Genomic DNA, 16,009 nt, shown 5'->3' on the forward strand with positions numbered 1-16,009 from the left:
CCGGGTGCAAAGGACGCCGCATCGCGGGCAAGCCCGCTCCCACCCCGATGGCTGCCGGCGTTCGATTGCCGCTTCAGTTGGTGGCGGTCTGCTGCTCCGGCTCGCTCCAGCGCCCGGCCCGCTTCAGCTTGTCCCGCAACCCCGGCAGCGAGAATCCGCCCCGGTAGGCGGAATGGGCGCTGGCGAGCGCCTTGTCGAAATCCCCCACCTCGAAGTAGGCCAGCCCCAGGTTGTAGCGCAGGTTGGGGGAGTCGCCGCCGTTCTTCAGCGCCGCCTCGAACTGGGTGACGGCAGCCTGGTGCCTGGCCTTGCGGAACAGGTAGATGCCGTAGGCCATGCGCACCATGGGATCGTCCGGGCGGAAGCGGACGCCGCGCTCGAACCAGCACTCCACCGTGTAGCGCGTGCCTTCGGGGGGATTGCGGCCCGAGCGCATGGACCACTCGGCCATGGTCATCAGCGCCTGGGGATGGTTGGGATAGACGTTGAGCGTATAGGCGATGTCGCCGGCAAGGTTCTTGGTCGAACTCCCCTTGCGCATCATGCGCACGTCCTCGGTGAAGTGCCGCCCCTCGACCATCGCCCTCTTGTCCGCGGTCGTGGTGCGATAGTCGTAGGGTCCGTTCGACGTCTTCGCGAAGGGATCTCCGCAATCCATCTCCTGCGCATGGGCGCCGGCAAGCACGGCCAGCCCGCCGCACACCAGCAATACCCTCGATACATGCCGTCTCAGGTCCATAAGCTCGATCCGTAACACCGGGTTCTTGCCGCAACGTCCGCAAGCGTGCGCTTCGCCACGGGCGGCAGACAAGGAAACATCACACAATAGAGAGCCATTCCGCCACGCTGCCGGCATCCTGACAAAGACGAGATGAGCCTCTACACGCCCATCGTCGCAAACATCCTGTTCCCGCTCCACGAGCGCCTCAAGGGACACGACACGACGCGCATCCTGCGGGAACTGGAGGCGACCCAGTGGTACGCCCCCGACCGGCTGCGCGCCCTGCAGGCCGCACGCCTGAAGGCGCTGCTGCAGGCGGTCGCCGGCAGCGTCCCGTTCTACAGGGACCGCGTGGGCGACCCCGCCGCCGCGGCGAAGACCGATGACCCGCTCGAACTGCTGTCCACGCTCCCCATCGTAGACAAGACCCTCATCCGCAGCCACGCCACGGACTGGTGCGCGCGTGGCGCGGACAGGCTGATCGCCCTGCAGACCAGCGGTTCCTCCGGCGAGCCCCTGCACTTCAGACTCGGCCTGCATCGCATCAGCTTCGACATCGCCGCCAAGTGGCGCGCCACGCGCTGGTGGGACGTGGATGTCGGCGACCGGGAAATGGTGCTGTGGAACTCGGCGCTGGAGAACGACGCCCAAGACCGCGTGCGCCGGTTCCGGGACTGGCTGTTCCGCTCCCGCCTGGTCCCCACCCGCGAGCTCGGCCCTGCCCAATTGGATCGGGTCCTGGACGACATGCGCCGCTTCCGCCCGAAGATGCTGTTCGGCTACCCCTCCGCCCTGGCGCGGCTCGCCTGGCGTGCCCTCGACAAGGGCCGCCCGCTGAACGACGTCGGCGTGCGGGTGGCCTTCTGCACCTCGGAAGTGCTGCGCCCCGAATGGCGGCAGGCCATCCACGAGGCTTTCGGCTGCGGCATCGCCAACGAATACGGCGCCCGCGACGCGGGCTTCATCGCCCGCGAATGCCCCGCGGGCAGCCTGCACGTCACCGCCGAGGAGGTGATCGTCGAGGTCGTGGACGCCCAGGGCAGGCCCGTGCCGCCCGGCGTCGAGGGCGACATCCTGGTCACCAACCTGGTGGGGCCGGAATTCCCCTTCATCCGCTACCGCACCGGCGACCGCGGCCGGCTGGCCGCCACCCCCTGCGCCTGCGGCCGCGGCCTGCCCGTGCTGGAGGAAGTCGCCGGCCGCAGCAACGACGGCCTGGTCGGCGAGAACGGCGCGTGGATCCACGGCAGCGCCATCAACCACCTGATGCGGGAGATACCCGGCCTGAAGGCCTACCGCATCGTCCAGGACGCTCTACAATCCCTGGAAATCCTGCTCGTGCTCGACCAGCCCCTCGCCGAGTCCGTGTCCACCCGGCTCGCGGGCCACGTGCGCCGGCTGCTCGGCCCCGGCACCGGCACCCGCATCCGGCAGGTGGACGACATCCCGCCCCTGGCGAACGGGAAATTCCGCCACATCGTGTGCAAGGTCAGCCCCCAAGACGGACGGCAAACCCCATGAAGCCCCTGCACCCCTTCACCCTCGGCGCCGGCCTCGCGTCCCCGGGCGGCCGGCGCGGCAAGCTCTCCATCCTGATCTTCCACCGCGTCCTGGAGCGGCCCGACCCGCTGCTGTCCGGCCTGCCGGACGTGGCACGCTTCCGCTGGCAGATGAAGCTCCTCGCCGACCACTTCCGCGTGCTGCCCCTGCGGGAAGCGGCCCGGCGGCTGCAGGACGGCAGCCTGCCCGCGCGGGCCGCCTGCATCACCTTCGACGACGGCTACGCCGACAACTACACCACCGCGCTTCCCGCGCTGCAGTCCTTCGGCCTGCCGGCCACCTTCTTCGTCGCCACCGCCTTCCTGGACGGCGGGCGCATGTTCAACGACACCCTGATCGAACTCGCCCGGCGCCTCCCGGAAGGCCGCCACGACTTCGGCGACGAGGGTCTCGGCACGATCGACATCCGCACGCTGGCCGACCGCCGGGCCCTGATCGGCAAACTCATCGGCCACTTCAAATACCAGCCCCCCGCCCAGCGCCTCGCCGCGGCCGAAGCCCTGGCCCGGCGCTTCCGGGTGGACCTGCCCGACGACCTGATGATGAGCACAGACCAGTTGCGCGCGCTGCACCGCAGCCCGGACGTGGAGATCGGCGGCCACACCCGCAGCCATCCCATCCTGACCCGCCTCGACGACGACGAAGCCCTGGACGAGATCCGCGCCGGCAAGGAAAGGCTGGAAACCCTGCTGGAAGCGCCGGTCCGCAGCTTCGCCTACCCCAACGGCCGCCCGGAGAAGGACTACGCCGACCGCCATGCGCAGATGGTCCGCGACTGCGGCTTCGAGCTGGCCGTGAGCACGGCGCCGGTCGCCGCCGCCGGGCGGCACGACCCCTTCCAGCTCCCCCGTTACACGCCGTGGGACAACACCCCGACCCGCTTCATGCTGCGCATGCTTCGCACCCTGGCCGGCGCGCACTGACCATGCCCGGACACATGCCTTCCGTGCCGGCGGCCGTCGACACCCTGCTCGACGGGCTCGCCGCCGCCCTCCGCGCCCACATCGACCCCGAGCGCGGCCTGCTGGACCCCATCCGGCAGGCGCCCACACCGCCCGACCACTACGGCAACACCGCCGCCGCCCTGGCCCTGTTTGTGCGCGGCGCCGACGACTGGCCCCGGGCCCGGCAAGCATTGCAGGCCTGGATCACCACGGACGATGCCCGACTCGGCCATCTGCCCTTCAATCGCCTGCTGCTGGTCCTGCTCGCCCAGGTCATGGAGCAACGCCGCGCCGACGCCAGCGAGCTCGGGCAAGTCCGCGCCGCGATCCGGCGTTGCCGGTTGCGCGCGACCTATCCCTCCAATAACTGGACCCTTCTCGCCCAGACCTGCCGCCTGCTCGAAGCACCGCCCGACAGGCGGGAGCGGGAATCCGCCCGCCTGTGCAAACTGTTCGAACGCTGGACCACGCCCGCGGGCGGGTTCATCGACTTCCCCGAACGGCCGACGGAACACCTCGCCACGCCCCTCGCCTACCACCACAAGGCCCTGTTCCTGGCCGCGCTGGCGAGCCGCTTCCACGACGCCCCCGCCCTCGCCGACCACGCCCGGCGCCTGCTGGACTGGGCCGCCCGGAGCTGGAACCCAGCCGGCTACGCGGGCGGGCTGGGGCGTAGCAACCACGCCCTGTTCGGCGACGCCTGCCTGCTCGCGGCGATGCTCCTGCTCGGCGTACACGAATCCGCACCGGAATCCGTCGCCGCCCTCGCCACCCGCCTGTCCGCCCAGCGGCGCCCCGACGGCCTGCTGTGGCTCACTCCCGGCGGCGCGCAATCGGGCACCGCGAGCTGGGACGGCTACATGCACCTGTCGGTGTACAACGCTTGGGCGGCGGCCGTCGTCGGCATGGCCTGCCATCTCGCGGCGCTGAAACCCCGGACCGGCGACTTCATCTGGCGAAAGCCGGACCCCGGCTGCTTCCACGATGCGCAGGCCGGCCTCCTGTCCTGGCATTCTCCCCGCGGCACCCATGCCCTGCTCACGACCCGGGGCCAGCCGCCCCAGTCCTTCAGCCGCAACGCGGCGGACCTGCGCTACGCGGGCGGCGTGATCCTGCACCTGGCCGGCACCGACGGAGCCCCCCGCGTTCCCCCGCCGCTGCGGCTGAAGAAGGCGAACCTGCTGGCAAACCCGGCATTGGCCGGGTGGACGCCGATCTTCGACGTGGCGGGCGAACTGCATGCCCTGTCGGACTTCGACACGGTGACTGTGACGCCCCTGGAAGACGGCGTGCGCATCGAACTGGAAGGCCAGCCGCGCATCGTCTTCCGCCCGCCCGCCCGCTCCCTGCTGGAACGCGCGATCTCGGCGCTGGACTGGCGCCTGTTCCATGGCCGCTTCGGACGCCATGCAAGCCTCCACCGCAAGGCCGCGGCCGGCCTGCGGGCACGGCTGTCCCTGGACGTGAGCGACGCGCCCGTGCTGCGCATCGCCTCCACGCTGGAAATCGCGGCAGCCCCCGACGCCTCCGCGATCTACCTGAACCCCCTCGGCCACGCGCTGACCGCCCCCCTGCCGGCGGCATCCGGCATCCGCTGCACCCCGTTCCACTCCAGCCTGCCCGACGGGCACGCCTGCGCCGGGGAGCCGATTGCGCTTCAGGCCGGCACGCAATCCTGGTCCTTCGTGCTGCCCCTGGGCGCGGCCCACCCCGAACTCGACGCAGAGCACCCAGGAGTCCCCCCGTGTTCGCCGTAATCATTCCCTACTTCCAGCGCCAGCCGGGCATCCTGGCCCGTACCCTGGAATCGGTCGCCCTGCAGGACGTGGCAGAGCCGGTCCATGTCTATGTGGTCGACGATGAATCGCCCGCTCCGCCCGAGCCCGAAGTCGCCCAGGTGAGTTGGCCGGCCCATTTCAGCGTCCGCATCCTGAAAAAGAGGAACGGCGGCCCGGGCTCGGCGCGCAACCTCGGCCTCGACCATCTGGGTGAGGAACGCTACGTCGCCTTCGTGGATTCGGACGACTGCTGGGCCCCCTATCATCTGAGCGCCGCCAGGTACGCCTTCGACCACGGCTACGACTTCTACACCGCCGACTGGTGCATTGATGACAAGGGCACCCGCGCCCATGGGCATTTCTACGGCGATGCGCTGAAAACCAGAGCCATCGCCGGCGTCGACTGGGCCGTGGAACTGGACGACGACTTGATCAACTACACCGTTTACGGCCCGATCGGCTCGACGTGCTCGATGGTATTGACGCGCGAACTGGTGAGCGGCATCCGTTTCGCCGGCGGGTTGCGCACGGCCGGCGAGGACGGCCTGTTCGCCACCACCATCGCCGCCCGCCGCCCCCGCGTGTTCATCTCGCGCCGCATCGACACGCATCTCGGCCGGGGCGTCAACATCTTCTCCTCGGGCGGCTGGAACTCGCGCCAGAGCCTCATGCGCAGCATCTATTTCCTGCGTTCCCGGCTGCTGATGAAACCCCTGGTCTCCGGCCACCCGGTCGCCGCCGAACGCCTGCAGAAAAAGATCGCCGGCGCCCGGCGCGCAGTGTGGCGGGGGCTGCTGTCCACCCTCAAGCGCCGGGAACTCCCGCCCCGGGAGTTGCTGTCCCTGCTCGCCGCCGACCCGCCCCTGCTGCTCGGTGCCCCGGCACACATCCGCGCGATCCTGCGTAGCCGGGCCGAAGGGGGCCATTAACCCGGCAATCAAATACACGTAATGGTCCGGATGGTTTGTTCCTCCCCCTTCAAGGGGGAGGTCAGGAGGGGGATGGGTTTCGGTTCAGCCCGTCGATAGACCCATCCCCACCCCAGCCCTCCCCTTGAAGGGGAGGGAGCAGCGGCGCCGTACTTCACTTGACATCACCTGATTGATTGCCGGGTTAATGGAACACGCTACGGTGGCGATACACCAACGCCCCGCTCTCGTGCAGCCACAGGATCACGCCGTATTCGTCGATGGGGATGGGCACCATGCCGGCCCCGCCCGGGCTGTAGCCGAAGGGCCAGGTGATGGCGTTCCATTCGGCCGCGAGGCGCCATTCGTCCCGCTCCGGGTCCAGTTCGTACATCACCCTGCCCCCCGACCAGAACACCAGGTAGTTGCCGGAAACCGGGTCGTAGCTCAGGTCGGTGTTCTTGATGAGCATGTCGAAGGGCGCGTCGCGCAGGTGGCGCACCGTCCCCTTGCCGTCGATGAGATCCACCTTGCGCGGGCTGTCGTTGCCGCCGGCCACCAGCATGTCGCCGCGTTTGGCGTTGAAGCGGGCCAGCGAATGGTAGCCGTCCACGGCCGAACGCCCCATACGGGTCCATTCGCCGTCGCGAAAGGCGAACAGATGGCCGCCCCGCCCCAGCGCCACCAGCCTGTCGAGCCCGTAGTGCCATTCCATCGGGACGAACCCGGTCACCGGCGCGCCGGGCAGCGCCTCCCAGCGCTCCTCGTCGATCAGGTAGCGGTAGAGACCCGCCTCCCCGCCCAGCCGGTAATAGTGGCCGCGGCGCCAGTCCAGGGCGGTCCTGCCGTAGATGTGCCCGAACTGCTCGTAGCGCGCCGGCGCATCCCCCTGCCAGCCCAGTTCGAGCCATGCACCGCGGCGCTCGTCGAAGCAGATGAACTTCAGGTAGCGGCGCAGGCCCAGGAAGTACGCCCGCTTGCGCTTCGGGTCCCAGTGTCCCGAATCCGACCAGCCGTGGATCGCCAGGGATTTGCCGTCCTCGGTATCGACCCGCAACAGTTCGCTGAAGCTTCCCGTTCCCGCCGGCAGAGGCGCGTCGAAACGCCGGAAGGTGCCCGCTTCGGTCTGCCGGGCCAGGCTGGCGAGCGCGTCCGGCGCCGCCTCGGCTGCGCCGCCCCCGGCGAAGCACCCGAGCGCAAGCGCCGCCATGCACACGAACCGACGCCAGAACGACCGGGAGCCGCGGCCGGGCCGGGCGTTCATGCCTTTCACTTCGGCAGGATTCTGCGCACCAGCGCAGCGATGCGGGGCCACCGGCCCAGCAGGGCGAGGGCCGAATACTCGATGCCCCGCGGCCTTCCCGCCACCAGCCAGAACGCGCCCAGGGCAACCAGATAGACCAGGGCGCCGAGGGGTACCAGCGCCGCCAATGCCAGCGCCGCCCCGCCTTCGTCCGGCGCAAAGTCCAGACTGCGGCCCACGAGCCATACCGCGAGGCTCATCGCCCCGCAGGCCAGCACCGGCCGCCACACCGTGCCGAGGAAATCGCGCCCGCTCATGGCCACGACCGAACACACCAGATACACGCCCAAGGGCAGGATCACCAGCGACGCGATGACTTTCGCCCACCCCACCATCACCACCTCACCGCCGTTCAGCAGCCAGTAGAAGATCAGCGGGAACATGACGGTCACCTCCAGCAGGCCCAGCGCCGCGAGCCAGGACGGCTTGCCCTTGGCGACGAAAAGCGCGTTCCGGTTGCCCTGTAGCAGCCGGGTGATGCCGTACAGGCCCAGCACCCGGACCAGCGGCACCGCCTCCCCCCAGCGGGGCCCGAGCAGCAGGAGCACCAGCGGCTCGGCGAGCAGGACGAGTCCGACCGTGACCGGCAGCACGATGGTCGCGATGCTCGCCTGGGTGGACAGATAGACGCTGCGCAGGGCTTGCGGATCGTCGACGATCTTCGCGTAGCCGGGGAAAACCGCCCGCATCACCGGCAGGTACAACTGGGTCGTCGGCAAGGATGCCAGCTCGCTGCCCACCCGATAGGCGCCGAGGGCCTGGGCGGGCAGGAACTTGCCGACCACGAAATCGGAGCCGCGCTCGCGGATGAAGGAAATGATGTGGTCGATGGACATCCAGACCGAGAACCCCAGCATTTCGCGCCAGGCCCCCAGGGAGAACCCGGGGCGGTAGGCGTGCATCACGTAGCTCAGCAGCACGCCGACGATGGCCGACGCGAGCATGCCGAAGGCCAGCGCCCAGTAGCTTCGAAAATAGAGGGCCAGCGCCACCGTGGCAACCACGCTGATCAGCTTCTTCATCAACTGGAAGCGGAACTCCTGGTCGAAGCTCAGCTCCTTGCGGAAGTTGACGATGCCGATGTTCTCGAAGGCGCCGACCAGGGAGACGAGGGCGAAAACGTACAGAATCTCCCGGATGCGCGGCTCGTCGTAGAAGGCGGCGACCGCGGGTGCCGACAGGTAGAGGATGAGGGCGGTGGCCCCCTTGAGCAGAATTCCCAGGGTCCACGCCGTGTCGTAATGCACCCGGTCGGCCGCCTTCTTGCGGATCAGGGCTGCATCGAAGCCCAGGAAACCGATCAGCTCCACCAGCGCGTAAAAGGCCAGGGCCATGGCCACGAGGCCGAAATCCTCGGGCAGCAGCAGGCGCGCCAGGACGACGGTGCTGATCAGCCCCAGGCTGCGCTGCAGCAGGCGCAACCCGACCATCCAGGCGGCACCCCTGACGATCTTGGAGGATACGTTCGGCATGTTCTTCTTTCGTCACCCGGTCATCGCGGCCGGGAATCGGTCATTGGGTTTCGAAGCCGGAAAAGAGCGTCCCGTGCGGCACATCGAAATGGGTCGCGCCCCGCTGGTTGGCCTCCACGTTGTATTCCACCACCAGCGGCCCTTCACCGGTCACGGCGATGTCCATGCCGGAGAAACGCGCTCCCGGCAGCACGCGCAGCGCCGTGCAGGCCACCTCGACGCACTCCTTCCAATATGGAATCTGCAATCCCTGCAGGGGTCGCCCGGAATCCGGATGGCACAGGTGCTCGTTGCGTTCCAGGGTCAGGTCCAGCGCACGCACGATCACGCCGCTTTCCAGGTCGATGGCGCAGGCCAGCCCCCCCGCGGCCGTGTTGTCCACCACGCTGCCGACGCGGCCCACGCGCAGGAAGGCACCCACCACGTGTACGCCGCCGCAATCGTGTACGACCCAGATGCGCAGCGTATTCACCGAACTGGGATTCAACTGTGCCAGGGCCTCGTGCTGCGCGATGGTGCGCTCGACGACATACCCCGCCGGGGACGACAGCAGGCGCTGCTCCAGTTCATCGGCACTCACGGCTGCGCCGGAAATCGGGTCCGAGAACAGCAGGCGCTCGCCGTCCACCACCGTATCGAGGGCGAACACGCCCCGCCCGCTGTCGCCTTCGGCCGGCTTGAAGAAGAATCCGCCGCCACCGGCTTCCTTCAGCACGGCTTCCAGTTGCGCGACCGTGGTCAGCGGCCGGCCGGCCACGGCATGGCCCTGCCGTGGATGGAAGAGGCCCATCAGCGGCGTGGTGGGAATCCTCAGCCCCGCCAGCAGACATTTCTCGCTGAGCTTGTTCTGGGAAATCTTGAAATAGGCCGGATCGTTGATGCGATGGACGAAGCGGAGGAATTTGCGCCCGTTCCAGTGCTTCGCCTTTTCCGCAAACGGCAGCTCCGGGCGCCAGAAGCGGGCCATCAGGTAGTAGCCCGGCCCCAGGCCACGGAAGACATAGAGCCAGGCCATCTCCGCGAGCTGGCGGGAGAAGGGCAGCCCGCCCGCACCGGCCTTGCGCGCCATGACGGCCGAGAACGAACGCAACCGGGTCAGCACGATGGGACCGGCTCCGCTTTTCCGGCGCTCATGCCCGTGCCTCCAGAATGGCGGACAGCTCCCTGCGCATGCCCCGCTGTTCGGCGACCTGGTGGAGTTCCACGCCGTAGCCGGCGTTCGCCTCGACGATGAGCGGCCCGCCGTCGGTCAGGGCCACGTCCCAGCCCAGGGTGGGCGCTTCGCGCAAGCCCAGTTGAGTGCGGCGAATCAGGCCGATGGTGTCGTCCCAGAACGGCAGTTGGAAGCCGGAAATCCTGCACCCCGTGTCGGGATGGCGATCCAGGGTCACCATGGTCGGCCAGTCCCGGTGTCGGGACATCACACCGGCGCCCAGCGTCCCGGTTTGCAGATCGACGGGCACAACGAGGTTGCCGCTCGCACCTTCCGAAAAATTGTCGGTGACGCTGTCGCCCACGGGAATCTTCAACAACCCGGCCAACAGATGTACGGTCCCACCCCGCAGCAGGGTCACGATGCGCACCGTCCCCAGCGCCCGCGGCATCAGCCCGGCGGCCAGTTCCGCGCAGGGCCGGATCAGCGGCTGCACCAGCCAGCCCGAATGGCCGGCGGGATGCGCCATGCAGTGCTCGAAGAGATCCGCCGCCGTCCCCTCGCGCCCGGCGAAGCACCAGCCGCTCCCGCGCCGCACGGCGGGAAAGGCGCCATCCCCGTGGGCGCCGTCCACCGTCTTGAAGAACAATCCGTCGGGAAAGCCGTCGGCGGCCCGGCCGAAGGACTCCGCATCCGAAAAGACGGCGAACCCTTCCGCAGACGGCGACGCTCCCGGCCCGGCCAGCACACCCAGGATGGGGATCGTCGGCACCCCGGCCGCCGTCAGCCAGGCATGGAACTGCAGCTTGTCCGTGACCAGCCGCTGCCCCGCGGCGTTCATCCTGCGGGTGCAGGCATTCACCTCGACGCTCTCCACGAAGCTTCCCCAGGCCCCGGCGGGCACCCGGTACAGGGAGAACTGGGCGTAATAGAACGGGCCGAAGCCATGGACGAGCCGGGCGTACAGCACTTGCGCCCAGGCGACCGGGACGGACTTTCCGCCCAGCTTCACGGCATCGGCCACCGCCCGCCGGTAGCCCGCGATGAGGGTGCCCAGGCTCATGGGAGGCTACGCATCCCGCGCCGGACGCAGGGCGCACAGCGCCAGATACAGCCAGGGCTTGAGGCTGAAGGGCTTGAGCTTCACGGCCTCCCGGAACTCGTTGCGGGCCTTGGCCGTGCGGCCCTTGTGGTACCAGCCGTAGCCGGCGCGCACGCGCATGCCGAAAAGCCGGGCGGACAACTCGTCCTGCGAGATCGCCTCCCCGTTCGGGCTCGCCAGCCCCCAGCGCTGCACCGCGGCCTGGATGATCTCCACCGCGTGGTTCGTGCCGGGGCTCCCCCGCCCCCGCGCGGTGGCGCTGGCGTCGTGGCGCCGGTACAGGGCCATCACCGCGCCGAGGCGATGGATTTCCGTCTCCCGCGAAGCGCGCAGCCAGTAGTCGTAATCCTGCCCCAGCCGCAGTTTCTCGTCGTAGCCGCCGATGCGCTCGATCAGGGCGCGGCGCATCACCACGGTGGAGGTCCATACGAAGTTGCTCAGCAGCAGCTTGTGGTAGACCCAGCCGGAGTTCTCCGCCTCGGGCGGGGCTTCGCCCACCGGCGGAAACAGGGTGTCGGGGTCGGGAAAAGAACCGTCCGCATCCGCCGTCCAGAAGGAAAAACCGCCGCACACCAGGCCCAGGTCCGGATGGGCGTCCAGGTAATCGATCTGCGCCTTCAGCTTGCCGGGCAGCCAGACGTCGTCCGCGTCCAGGAAGGCCACGTACTCGCCGCGCGCCTCGCGCATCCCCAGGTTGCGCGCCGTGGCCGCGCCGCCGTTGGCCTTGCGGAACAGGCGCACGTCCGGGAACTCGGCGCCCACGTGGTCGGCGGTGCCGTCGGTGGAGCCGTCGTCCACGACGACGATCTCCAGATTGCCGTAATGCTGCGCATGGATGCTGCGGATCGCCTCGCCGATGTGCTCGCGCACGTTGTACGCGGGGAGGACGACGGAGACGAGGGGTTGCGGTGCGTTCATGGCTTCTGCGCTCATGCTGCGTCCGGCTGCGCGCACGGCTCGCGCAGCGGCGATGGATGCGGCCGGGATGCCGCGACCGTGCCCAGCCACTGCAGCGTGAGGTCGGTCAGGCGGGCATTCCACTCGGGCCGCGAGAAAGTGTGATCGGCCTCGGCGACGACGTGCAGGGCACCGCCGCCCTCTTCCGGGAAGGGCTGCCACGACGGCGTGCTGCGGGCGTGGTGGAGGAACTCCGCCGCCGTGAGGTCGTTGCCGCTCAACACGAACAGCACCTTGCCCTGCAGATGTTGCCAGCCGATGGCCATGCGCTGCTGGAAACCCGCCGGCCTCTTGCCGGCCGGCGACCGCTTCGACGACCGGGCACGCAGCACGCGCCACACCGATGTGGCCGCATCCGCCAGGGAACTCCGCCAGGCGAAATCCCCCGACACCAGCTTGCGCCACAGGGCGGGATCGAACAGACGCCGGGCGTAATAGTGGCTGACGCGTGCCTGGGCCAGCGTGGCTTCGCTGCGCACCCAGGGATTGACCGCGACGATGCCGCCCACGCGGGAATCGGCGGGGGCATACATCAGCGCCGCCGAGGCCCCGTCGCACAGCCCCCACAGCACCACGCCACCGAGTTCCGGGCATTGCCCCAGCAGCGCGTCGATGGCGGCCCGGATGTCCTCGTCCACCGCCTGGAAATCCCGCCGGGGTGCGGCGCTGTCGCCCATGCCCCGGTAGTCGAAGCGCAGGCAGGGGAAACCGGCGCGGGCCAGCTCGCGGCCCAGCAAGGTGAACTGGCGATGGCTGCCGGCCCGGTACTGGGGTCCGCCCACGACGACGACCACGCCCACGCTTGCCGGCTGCACGGGCCGGTGCAGCACGCCCACCAGGAGCTCGCCCGCGCACGGAAAGACGAGGGGTGTCTCGCTCATGCGGGACGCCTCGCCGCATCGATGCCGGCCGCCATCAGCGCCCGCGTGCGGGCGAGCAGTTCGGAGACTTCCTCGATCTCCTGCGTCTGCCAGAAGGGCGGCCCCTCCACGGCGGCGAAGGAAACGGGCACTTCCCGGGCCGTCCACGCTTCATGCAGGCGCGCGAAGGCGGGGGTCGGCTCCAGCGCTCCGGGGGCACCGATGTGCAGCCAATGCACCGCGGGCACTGCCGCGACGGCGCTCAGGGCGGCGTGCTGCATGCCGCCCGCCAGCGCGGGAGAAATGGAATAGCCGGCCACCTCGGCGGGCTCGCCAGCATCGAGCCGCTGTTGGGGCGAACGGGTCTCGTCCACCGCCTTGCCGACGATCCGAGCCGCTTTCCACAGGCGCAGGAACTGTTGCAGATGCTGCTTGCCGCTGGTCACAGGCTGCCACAGCAGCAGGCCGCAGCGCAGATCGAAGCGGCGGACGGCCTCGGCGGCGAGCAGCCCCCCCAGCCGCAGGCCCCACAGCCAGATCTCGCCCACCTCCTGGCCCCGCATCCAGTCCACCGCAAGCTTCACGTCGGCCAGCCAGGCGTCCCAACCTGCGTCGCCGAAGTCGCCGCTGCTGTCGCCGGTGCCGAGGGGGTCGATCTGCATCACCAGCCAGCCGTCGGCGGCCAGCAGGTCGGCCTGCAGCGCCACCATGCGGCGGGACCTGTTCATCTCCTCGCCGAAGGCCGGGATGTGCACCACCCCGCCCTTGCGCTCCACCCCTGCGGGCGGCGCGCGCAGGACGCAGAACCGGAAACCGTCCGGCACCGGCAGGTGAAAAGCCTGGATGCCGGACGTCACCGCAGTTCAGCCGAGCTTGGCGGCCACCGTATCGACCAGCGACCCGACGGTGGCAAAGGATTGGCCATCGATCTCGTCGTCTTCGAACACGACGTCGAAACGCTCCTCGACCGCGGCGATGATCGCCACCACGGCCATGGAATCGAGTTCGGGAATGGCGCCCAGCAGGGGGGACTCGCGCTCCATTCCCGCAGTGCGGCCCTGCAGGCTGAGCGTGTTGTCGAGAATCGTCAGTATCTGTTGTAGCAGGTCCAATGCTGTTCTCTCTTCGTGCCACGGCAACGCATGATTCGTGGATTATATGTGCAGTAGGGGTGCCGTCCTCGTGACAAAATGGGTGCAATGACACGGAACTTGCCCATGATAGATCCTGCCCATCCGCCCGCGGTGGTCGTCGGACTCTGCGCGCATGGCCTCGGCATTGCCCGCGCCCTCCACGGTGCCGGCGTGCCGGTGCATGCCCTTGAAGCCAATCCCCAGCTTCCCGGTTTGCGCACGGCCTGCGCACGCATCCATCCGGTGGCGGACATCAACGGCGAGGGCTTGGTGGATGCGCTGCTGAGGCTCGCCCCGGAACTGGGCGATGCCGGCAGGCCGGTGCTGCTCCTGACCAACGACCGCATGGCCGAGACCATCGGCCGCCACGTGGACGAGATCGAACGGCATTACGTGCTGAGCTGGGGCCACGCCGCCGCGAGGCTGTTGCCCCTGCTGCACAAGCAGCACATCGAGGAACGCTGCGGACAGACCGGCATCGCCTATCCGCGCACGGTCCTGGTAAAGAATCTCGAGCAGCTCGCGCAACAGCTCGCCGGCCTGCGCTTCCCGGTGATCGCCAAACCGGTACGCCCCGTCTCCGCCTTCAAGACCATCGTCGCCCACTCCGCGGCGGAACTGGACGCGGCACGGCCCCGCCTGGCCCAGAGCATGCCGGTGATCGTGCAGGAATTCATCCCCGGGGACGACGGCCACATCCGCTTCGGCGCCCTGTACCTGGACCGCGGCCGGGTCGTCGCCCGCTTCGAGGGCCGCAAGCTGCGCTCGCGCCCCATGGGTCACACCACCATCGCCGTGTCCGAACCGTCCGACGAGGTAAACGAGCTCGCGGTGCGCTTCTTCGAAGGCCTGGAGCTGTCCGGCCCGGTCTCGCTGGAACTCAAGAAGGATGCGGACGGTACCTCCTGGGTCATCGAGCCCACGGTGGGCCGGACGGACTTCTGGGTGGGCCTGTGCATCGCCAACGGCGTGAACCTGCCCCTGATCGAATACCGGGTCGGCGCCGGGCTCGGCGCCCAGGCCGGCACCCAGACGGGCAAGGGCCTGTGGATCAACGGCGAACGCGATCCGGCGGCCCTGGGCTGGCTGCTGCTGCACCATCCCGCCTTCCTGGTGGGACGGCCCATCAAGGGCGTCTATGCGGAACGGACGGACCCCGCCCCCTTCGCCCTCACCGTCCGCCGCCGCCTGCGCAAGCTCCCCGGGCAGGCCCTGCGTGCCGTGCGCCGCCTGCTGCCGGCCCACTGAGCCCCCATGAACGCCCCGCCGTCCCCCGACATTCCTGGCGTGCGCGACCGCGCCGCCAGACTGTGCGAGACGCTCGCTTCCCGTCTCGCCGCGGACTGGCCGGACCTGTGGCAGGCCTGCGAGGCGGGCCGCCCCCTGCCGGCCACCGCAATCCCGCCCGCGGCGGCCGATCCACTCGCCCGCCACGAACTCGCCTCGCTGCTGCGGGAGGCGGGTCCGGAACGCGCCCCCATCGCGCTGCCCGCCTCCGTCACCGCACTCTACGCCGCGGAGCACGAACGCATCCTCGCAGCCCTCGAAGACGAAGGCACCCCGGTGGCCCCCGCCGCCGACCGCTGGAAGAAGAACCACGCCATCCTCACCGGGCAGCTCATCCCGGTGGGCGCGGAATTCGCGCAGCCTGCCTCCGGCATCCCCCGCAGCCTGCTGCTGCGAGGAGGCTTCGCCCAGCAACTGCGGATGCTGCGCACCGTGGCCCTGGAGACGGGCGGTTTCCGCCCCCTGCTGGAACTGCATGCCCATCCGGACAGCCTCGCTACCTTCCACGAGGAAGGCTGGCGCGCCACTTACCATCGCCTCGCCGAAATCCTGCAGCTCAATCCCGCGTACCGGGGTGTCATGGCATCGAGCTGGTTCCGCGATCCCGCGCTGCGGACCATCAGCCCCCGGCTGGGCTATCTCCGCGACTACCCGGAACGGCACGGCGCGCGCATGTTCCTGACCGGGGTGGACAGGGTCGGCACGTCGGGGGCGCTGGCCCGCTCGCCCACGCGGCAGCGGCTGTTCCGGGAAGGCGCCTACGTCCCCCGCATCCACATGATGGTCTGGCCGCGCAAGGCCCTGCTCCGCTGGCACGAGGACGACCGCTGA

General features: G+C 69.4%; 15 protein-coding genes. 6 read left to right on the forward strand and 9 right to left on the reverse strand.

Going from position 1 to position 16,009, the window contains the following annotated elements:
- Window positions 1–73 precede the first annotated feature (73 nt).
- A complete protein-coding gene (locus tag E6O51_RS09115) occupies window positions 74–739 on the reverse strand; it encodes a tetratricopeptide repeat protein (RefSeq protein WP_136384678.1) in 666 nt (221 codons plus the stop codon).
- A gap of 132 nt (window positions 740–871) precedes the next feature.
- Between E6O51_RS09115 and E6O51_RS09120 the strand changes: the two genes are divergently transcribed.
- The 4 genes from E6O51_RS09120 to E6O51_RS21840 are packed head-to-tail and all read left to right on the forward strand — an operon-like array spanning window position 872 to window position 5,932.
- Window positions 872–2,242, forward strand: a complete 1,371-nt coding sequence (locus E6O51_RS09120) for a phenylacetate--CoA ligase family protein (protein ID WP_136384679.1) — start codon at window positions 872–874, stop codon at window positions 2,240–2,242.
- The gene (locus E6O51_RS09125; protein WP_136384680.1) at window positions 2,239–3,204 is read left to right on the forward strand and encodes a polysaccharide deacetylase family protein; all 966 of its coding nucleotides are present in this window, start codon (window positions 2,239–2,241) and stop codon (window positions 3,202–3,204) included. The genes E6O51_RS09120 and E6O51_RS09125 overlap by 4 nt, the downstream gene beginning before the upstream one ends.
- A 23-nt stretch (window positions 3,205–3,227) precedes the next feature.
- A complete protein-coding gene (locus tag E6O51_RS21835; protein WP_168735234.1) occupies window positions 3,228–4,982 on the forward strand; it encodes a hypothetical protein in 1,755 nt (584 codons plus the stop codon).
- Window positions 4,970–5,932: a glycosyltransferase family 2 protein gene (locus tag E6O51_RS21840; protein ID WP_168735235.1), complete on the forward strand. Its 963-nt coding sequence runs from the start codon at window positions 4,970–4,972 to the stop codon at window positions 5,930–5,932. Before E6O51_RS21835 ends, E6O51_RS21840 begins: the two co-directional genes overlap by 13 nt.
- 184 nt (window positions 5,933–6,116) lie before the next feature.
- Here the strand turns inward: E6O51_RS21840 and E6O51_RS09135 are convergent, their stop codons facing one another.
- The 8 genes from E6O51_RS09135 to E6O51_RS09170 are packed head-to-tail and all read right to left on the reverse strand — an operon-like array spanning window position 6,117 to window position 13,870.
- A complete protein-coding gene (locus E6O51_RS09135) occupies window positions 6,117–7,175 on the reverse strand; it encodes a hypothetical protein (RefSeq protein ID WP_136384682.1) in 1,059 nt (352 codons plus the stop codon).
- 5 nt (window positions 7,176–7,180) lie between these two features.
- Window positions 7,181–8,686, reverse strand: coding sequence for a lipopolysaccharide biosynthesis protein (locus tag E6O51_RS09140; RefSeq protein WP_136384683.1), 1,506 nt, complete (start codon window positions 8,684–8,686; stop codon window positions 7,181–7,183).
- Window positions 8,687–8,726: 40 nt separating this feature from the next.
- The gene (locus tag E6O51_RS09145; protein ID WP_136384684.1) at window positions 8,727–9,788 is read right to left on the reverse strand and encodes a sugar-transfer associated ATP-grasp domain-containing protein; all 1,062 of its coding nucleotides are present in this window, start codon (window positions 9,786–9,788) and stop codon (window positions 8,727–8,729) included.
- 28 nt (window positions 9,789–9,816) lie between these two features.
- The gene (locus E6O51_RS09150; protein ID WP_136384685.1) at window positions 9,817–10,902 is read right to left on the reverse strand and encodes a sugar-transfer associated ATP-grasp domain-containing protein; all 1,086 of its coding nucleotides are present in this window, start codon (window positions 10,900–10,902) and stop codon (window positions 9,817–9,819) included.
- A gap of 6 nt (window positions 10,903–10,908) precedes the next feature.
- Window positions 10,909–11,859 (reverse strand): glycosyltransferase family 2 protein, encoded by a 951-nt coding sequence (locus E6O51_RS09155; RefSeq protein WP_211091371.1) that lies wholly within the window; start codon window positions 11,857–11,859, stop codon window positions 10,909–10,911.
- Between the two features lie 11 nt (window positions 11,860–11,870).
- Window positions 11,871–12,779, reverse strand: a complete 909-nt coding sequence (locus E6O51_RS09160) for a hydrolase 1, exosortase A system-associated (RefSeq protein WP_136384687.1) — start codon at window positions 12,777–12,779, stop codon at window positions 11,871–11,873.
- Entirely contained in the window at window positions 12,776–13,615 is an 840-nt protein-coding gene (locus E6O51_RS09165; RefSeq protein WP_136384688.1) for a hydrolase 2, exosortase A system-associated, read from the reverse strand. The genes E6O51_RS09160 and E6O51_RS09165 overlap by 4 nt, the downstream gene beginning before the upstream one ends.
- Before the next feature lie 6 nt (window positions 13,616–13,621).
- Window positions 13,622–13,870 carry an acyl carrier protein gene (locus E6O51_RS09170; protein WP_136384689.1) on the reverse strand — a complete coding sequence of 83 codons (249 nt, stop codon included), beginning with the start codon at window positions 13,868–13,870 and terminating at the stop codon, window positions 13,622–13,624.
- A 105-nt stretch (window positions 13,871–13,975) separates the two neighbouring features.
- On the opposite strand from E6O51_RS09170, the gene E6O51_RS09175 reads away from it, so the two are divergent.
- Window positions 13,976–15,139: a carboxylate--amine ligase gene (locus E6O51_RS09175; RefSeq protein ID WP_136384690.1), complete on the forward strand. Its 1,164-nt coding sequence runs from the start codon at window positions 13,976–13,978 to the stop codon at window positions 15,137–15,139.
- 6 nt (window positions 15,140–15,145) lie between these two features.
- Window positions 15,146–16,009, forward strand: a complete 864-nt coding sequence (locus E6O51_RS09180) for a hypothetical protein (RefSeq protein WP_136384691.1) — start codon at window positions 15,146–15,148, stop codon at window positions 16,007–16,009.

Source organism: Pseudothauera rhizosphaerae (assembly GCF_004801305.1).
In the GTDB taxonomy this organism is placed as follows: domain Bacteria; phylum Pseudomonadota; class Gammaproteobacteria; order Burkholderiales; family Rhodocyclaceae; genus Pseudothauera; species Pseudothauera rhizosphaerae.

What these genes read in the sequence shown, in the direction of transcription:
- E6O51_RS09150 (WP_136384685.1), bottom strand. Translation starts at nt 10,902, where the DNA reads ATGAGCCTGGGCACCCTCATCGCGGGCTACCGGCGGGCGGTGGCCGAT.
- E6O51_RS09135 (WP_136384682.1), bottom strand. Translation starts at nt 7,175, where the DNA reads ATGAACGCCCGGCCCGGCCGCGGCTCCCGGTCGTTCTGGCGTCGGTTC.
- E6O51_RS09115 (WP_136384678.1), bottom strand. Translation starts at nt 739, where the DNA reads ATGGACCTGAGACGGCATGTATCGAGGGTATTGCTGGTGTGCGGCGGG.
- E6O51_RS09125 (WP_136384680.1), top strand. Translation starts at nt 2,239, where the DNA reads ATGAAGCCCCTGCACCCCTTCACCCTCGGCGCCGGCCTCGCGTCCCCG.
- E6O51_RS09175 (WP_136384690.1), top strand. Translation starts at nt 13,976, where the DNA reads ATGATAGATCCTGCCCATCCGCCCGCGGTGGTCGTCGGACTCTGCGCG.
- E6O51_RS09120 (WP_136384679.1), top strand. Translation starts at nt 872, where the DNA reads ATGAGCCTCTACACGCCCATCGTCGCAAACATCCTGTTCCCGCTCCAC.
- E6O51_RS09160 (WP_136384687.1), bottom strand. Translation starts at nt 12,779, where the DNA reads ATGAGCGAGACACCCCTCGTCTTTCCGTGCGCGGGCGAGCTCCTGGTG.
- E6O51_RS09180 (WP_136384691.1), top strand. Translation starts at nt 15,146, where the DNA reads ATGAACGCCCCGCCGTCCCCCGACATTCCTGGCGTGCGCGACCGCGCC.
- E6O51_RS09140 (WP_136384683.1), bottom strand. Translation starts at nt 8,686, where the DNA reads ATGCCGAACGTATCCTCCAAGATCGTCAGGGGTGCCGCCTGGATGGTC.
- E6O51_RS09155 (WP_211091371.1), bottom strand. Translation starts at nt 11,859, where the DNA reads ATGAACGCACCGCAACCCCTCGTCTCCGTCGTCCTCCCCGCGTACAAC.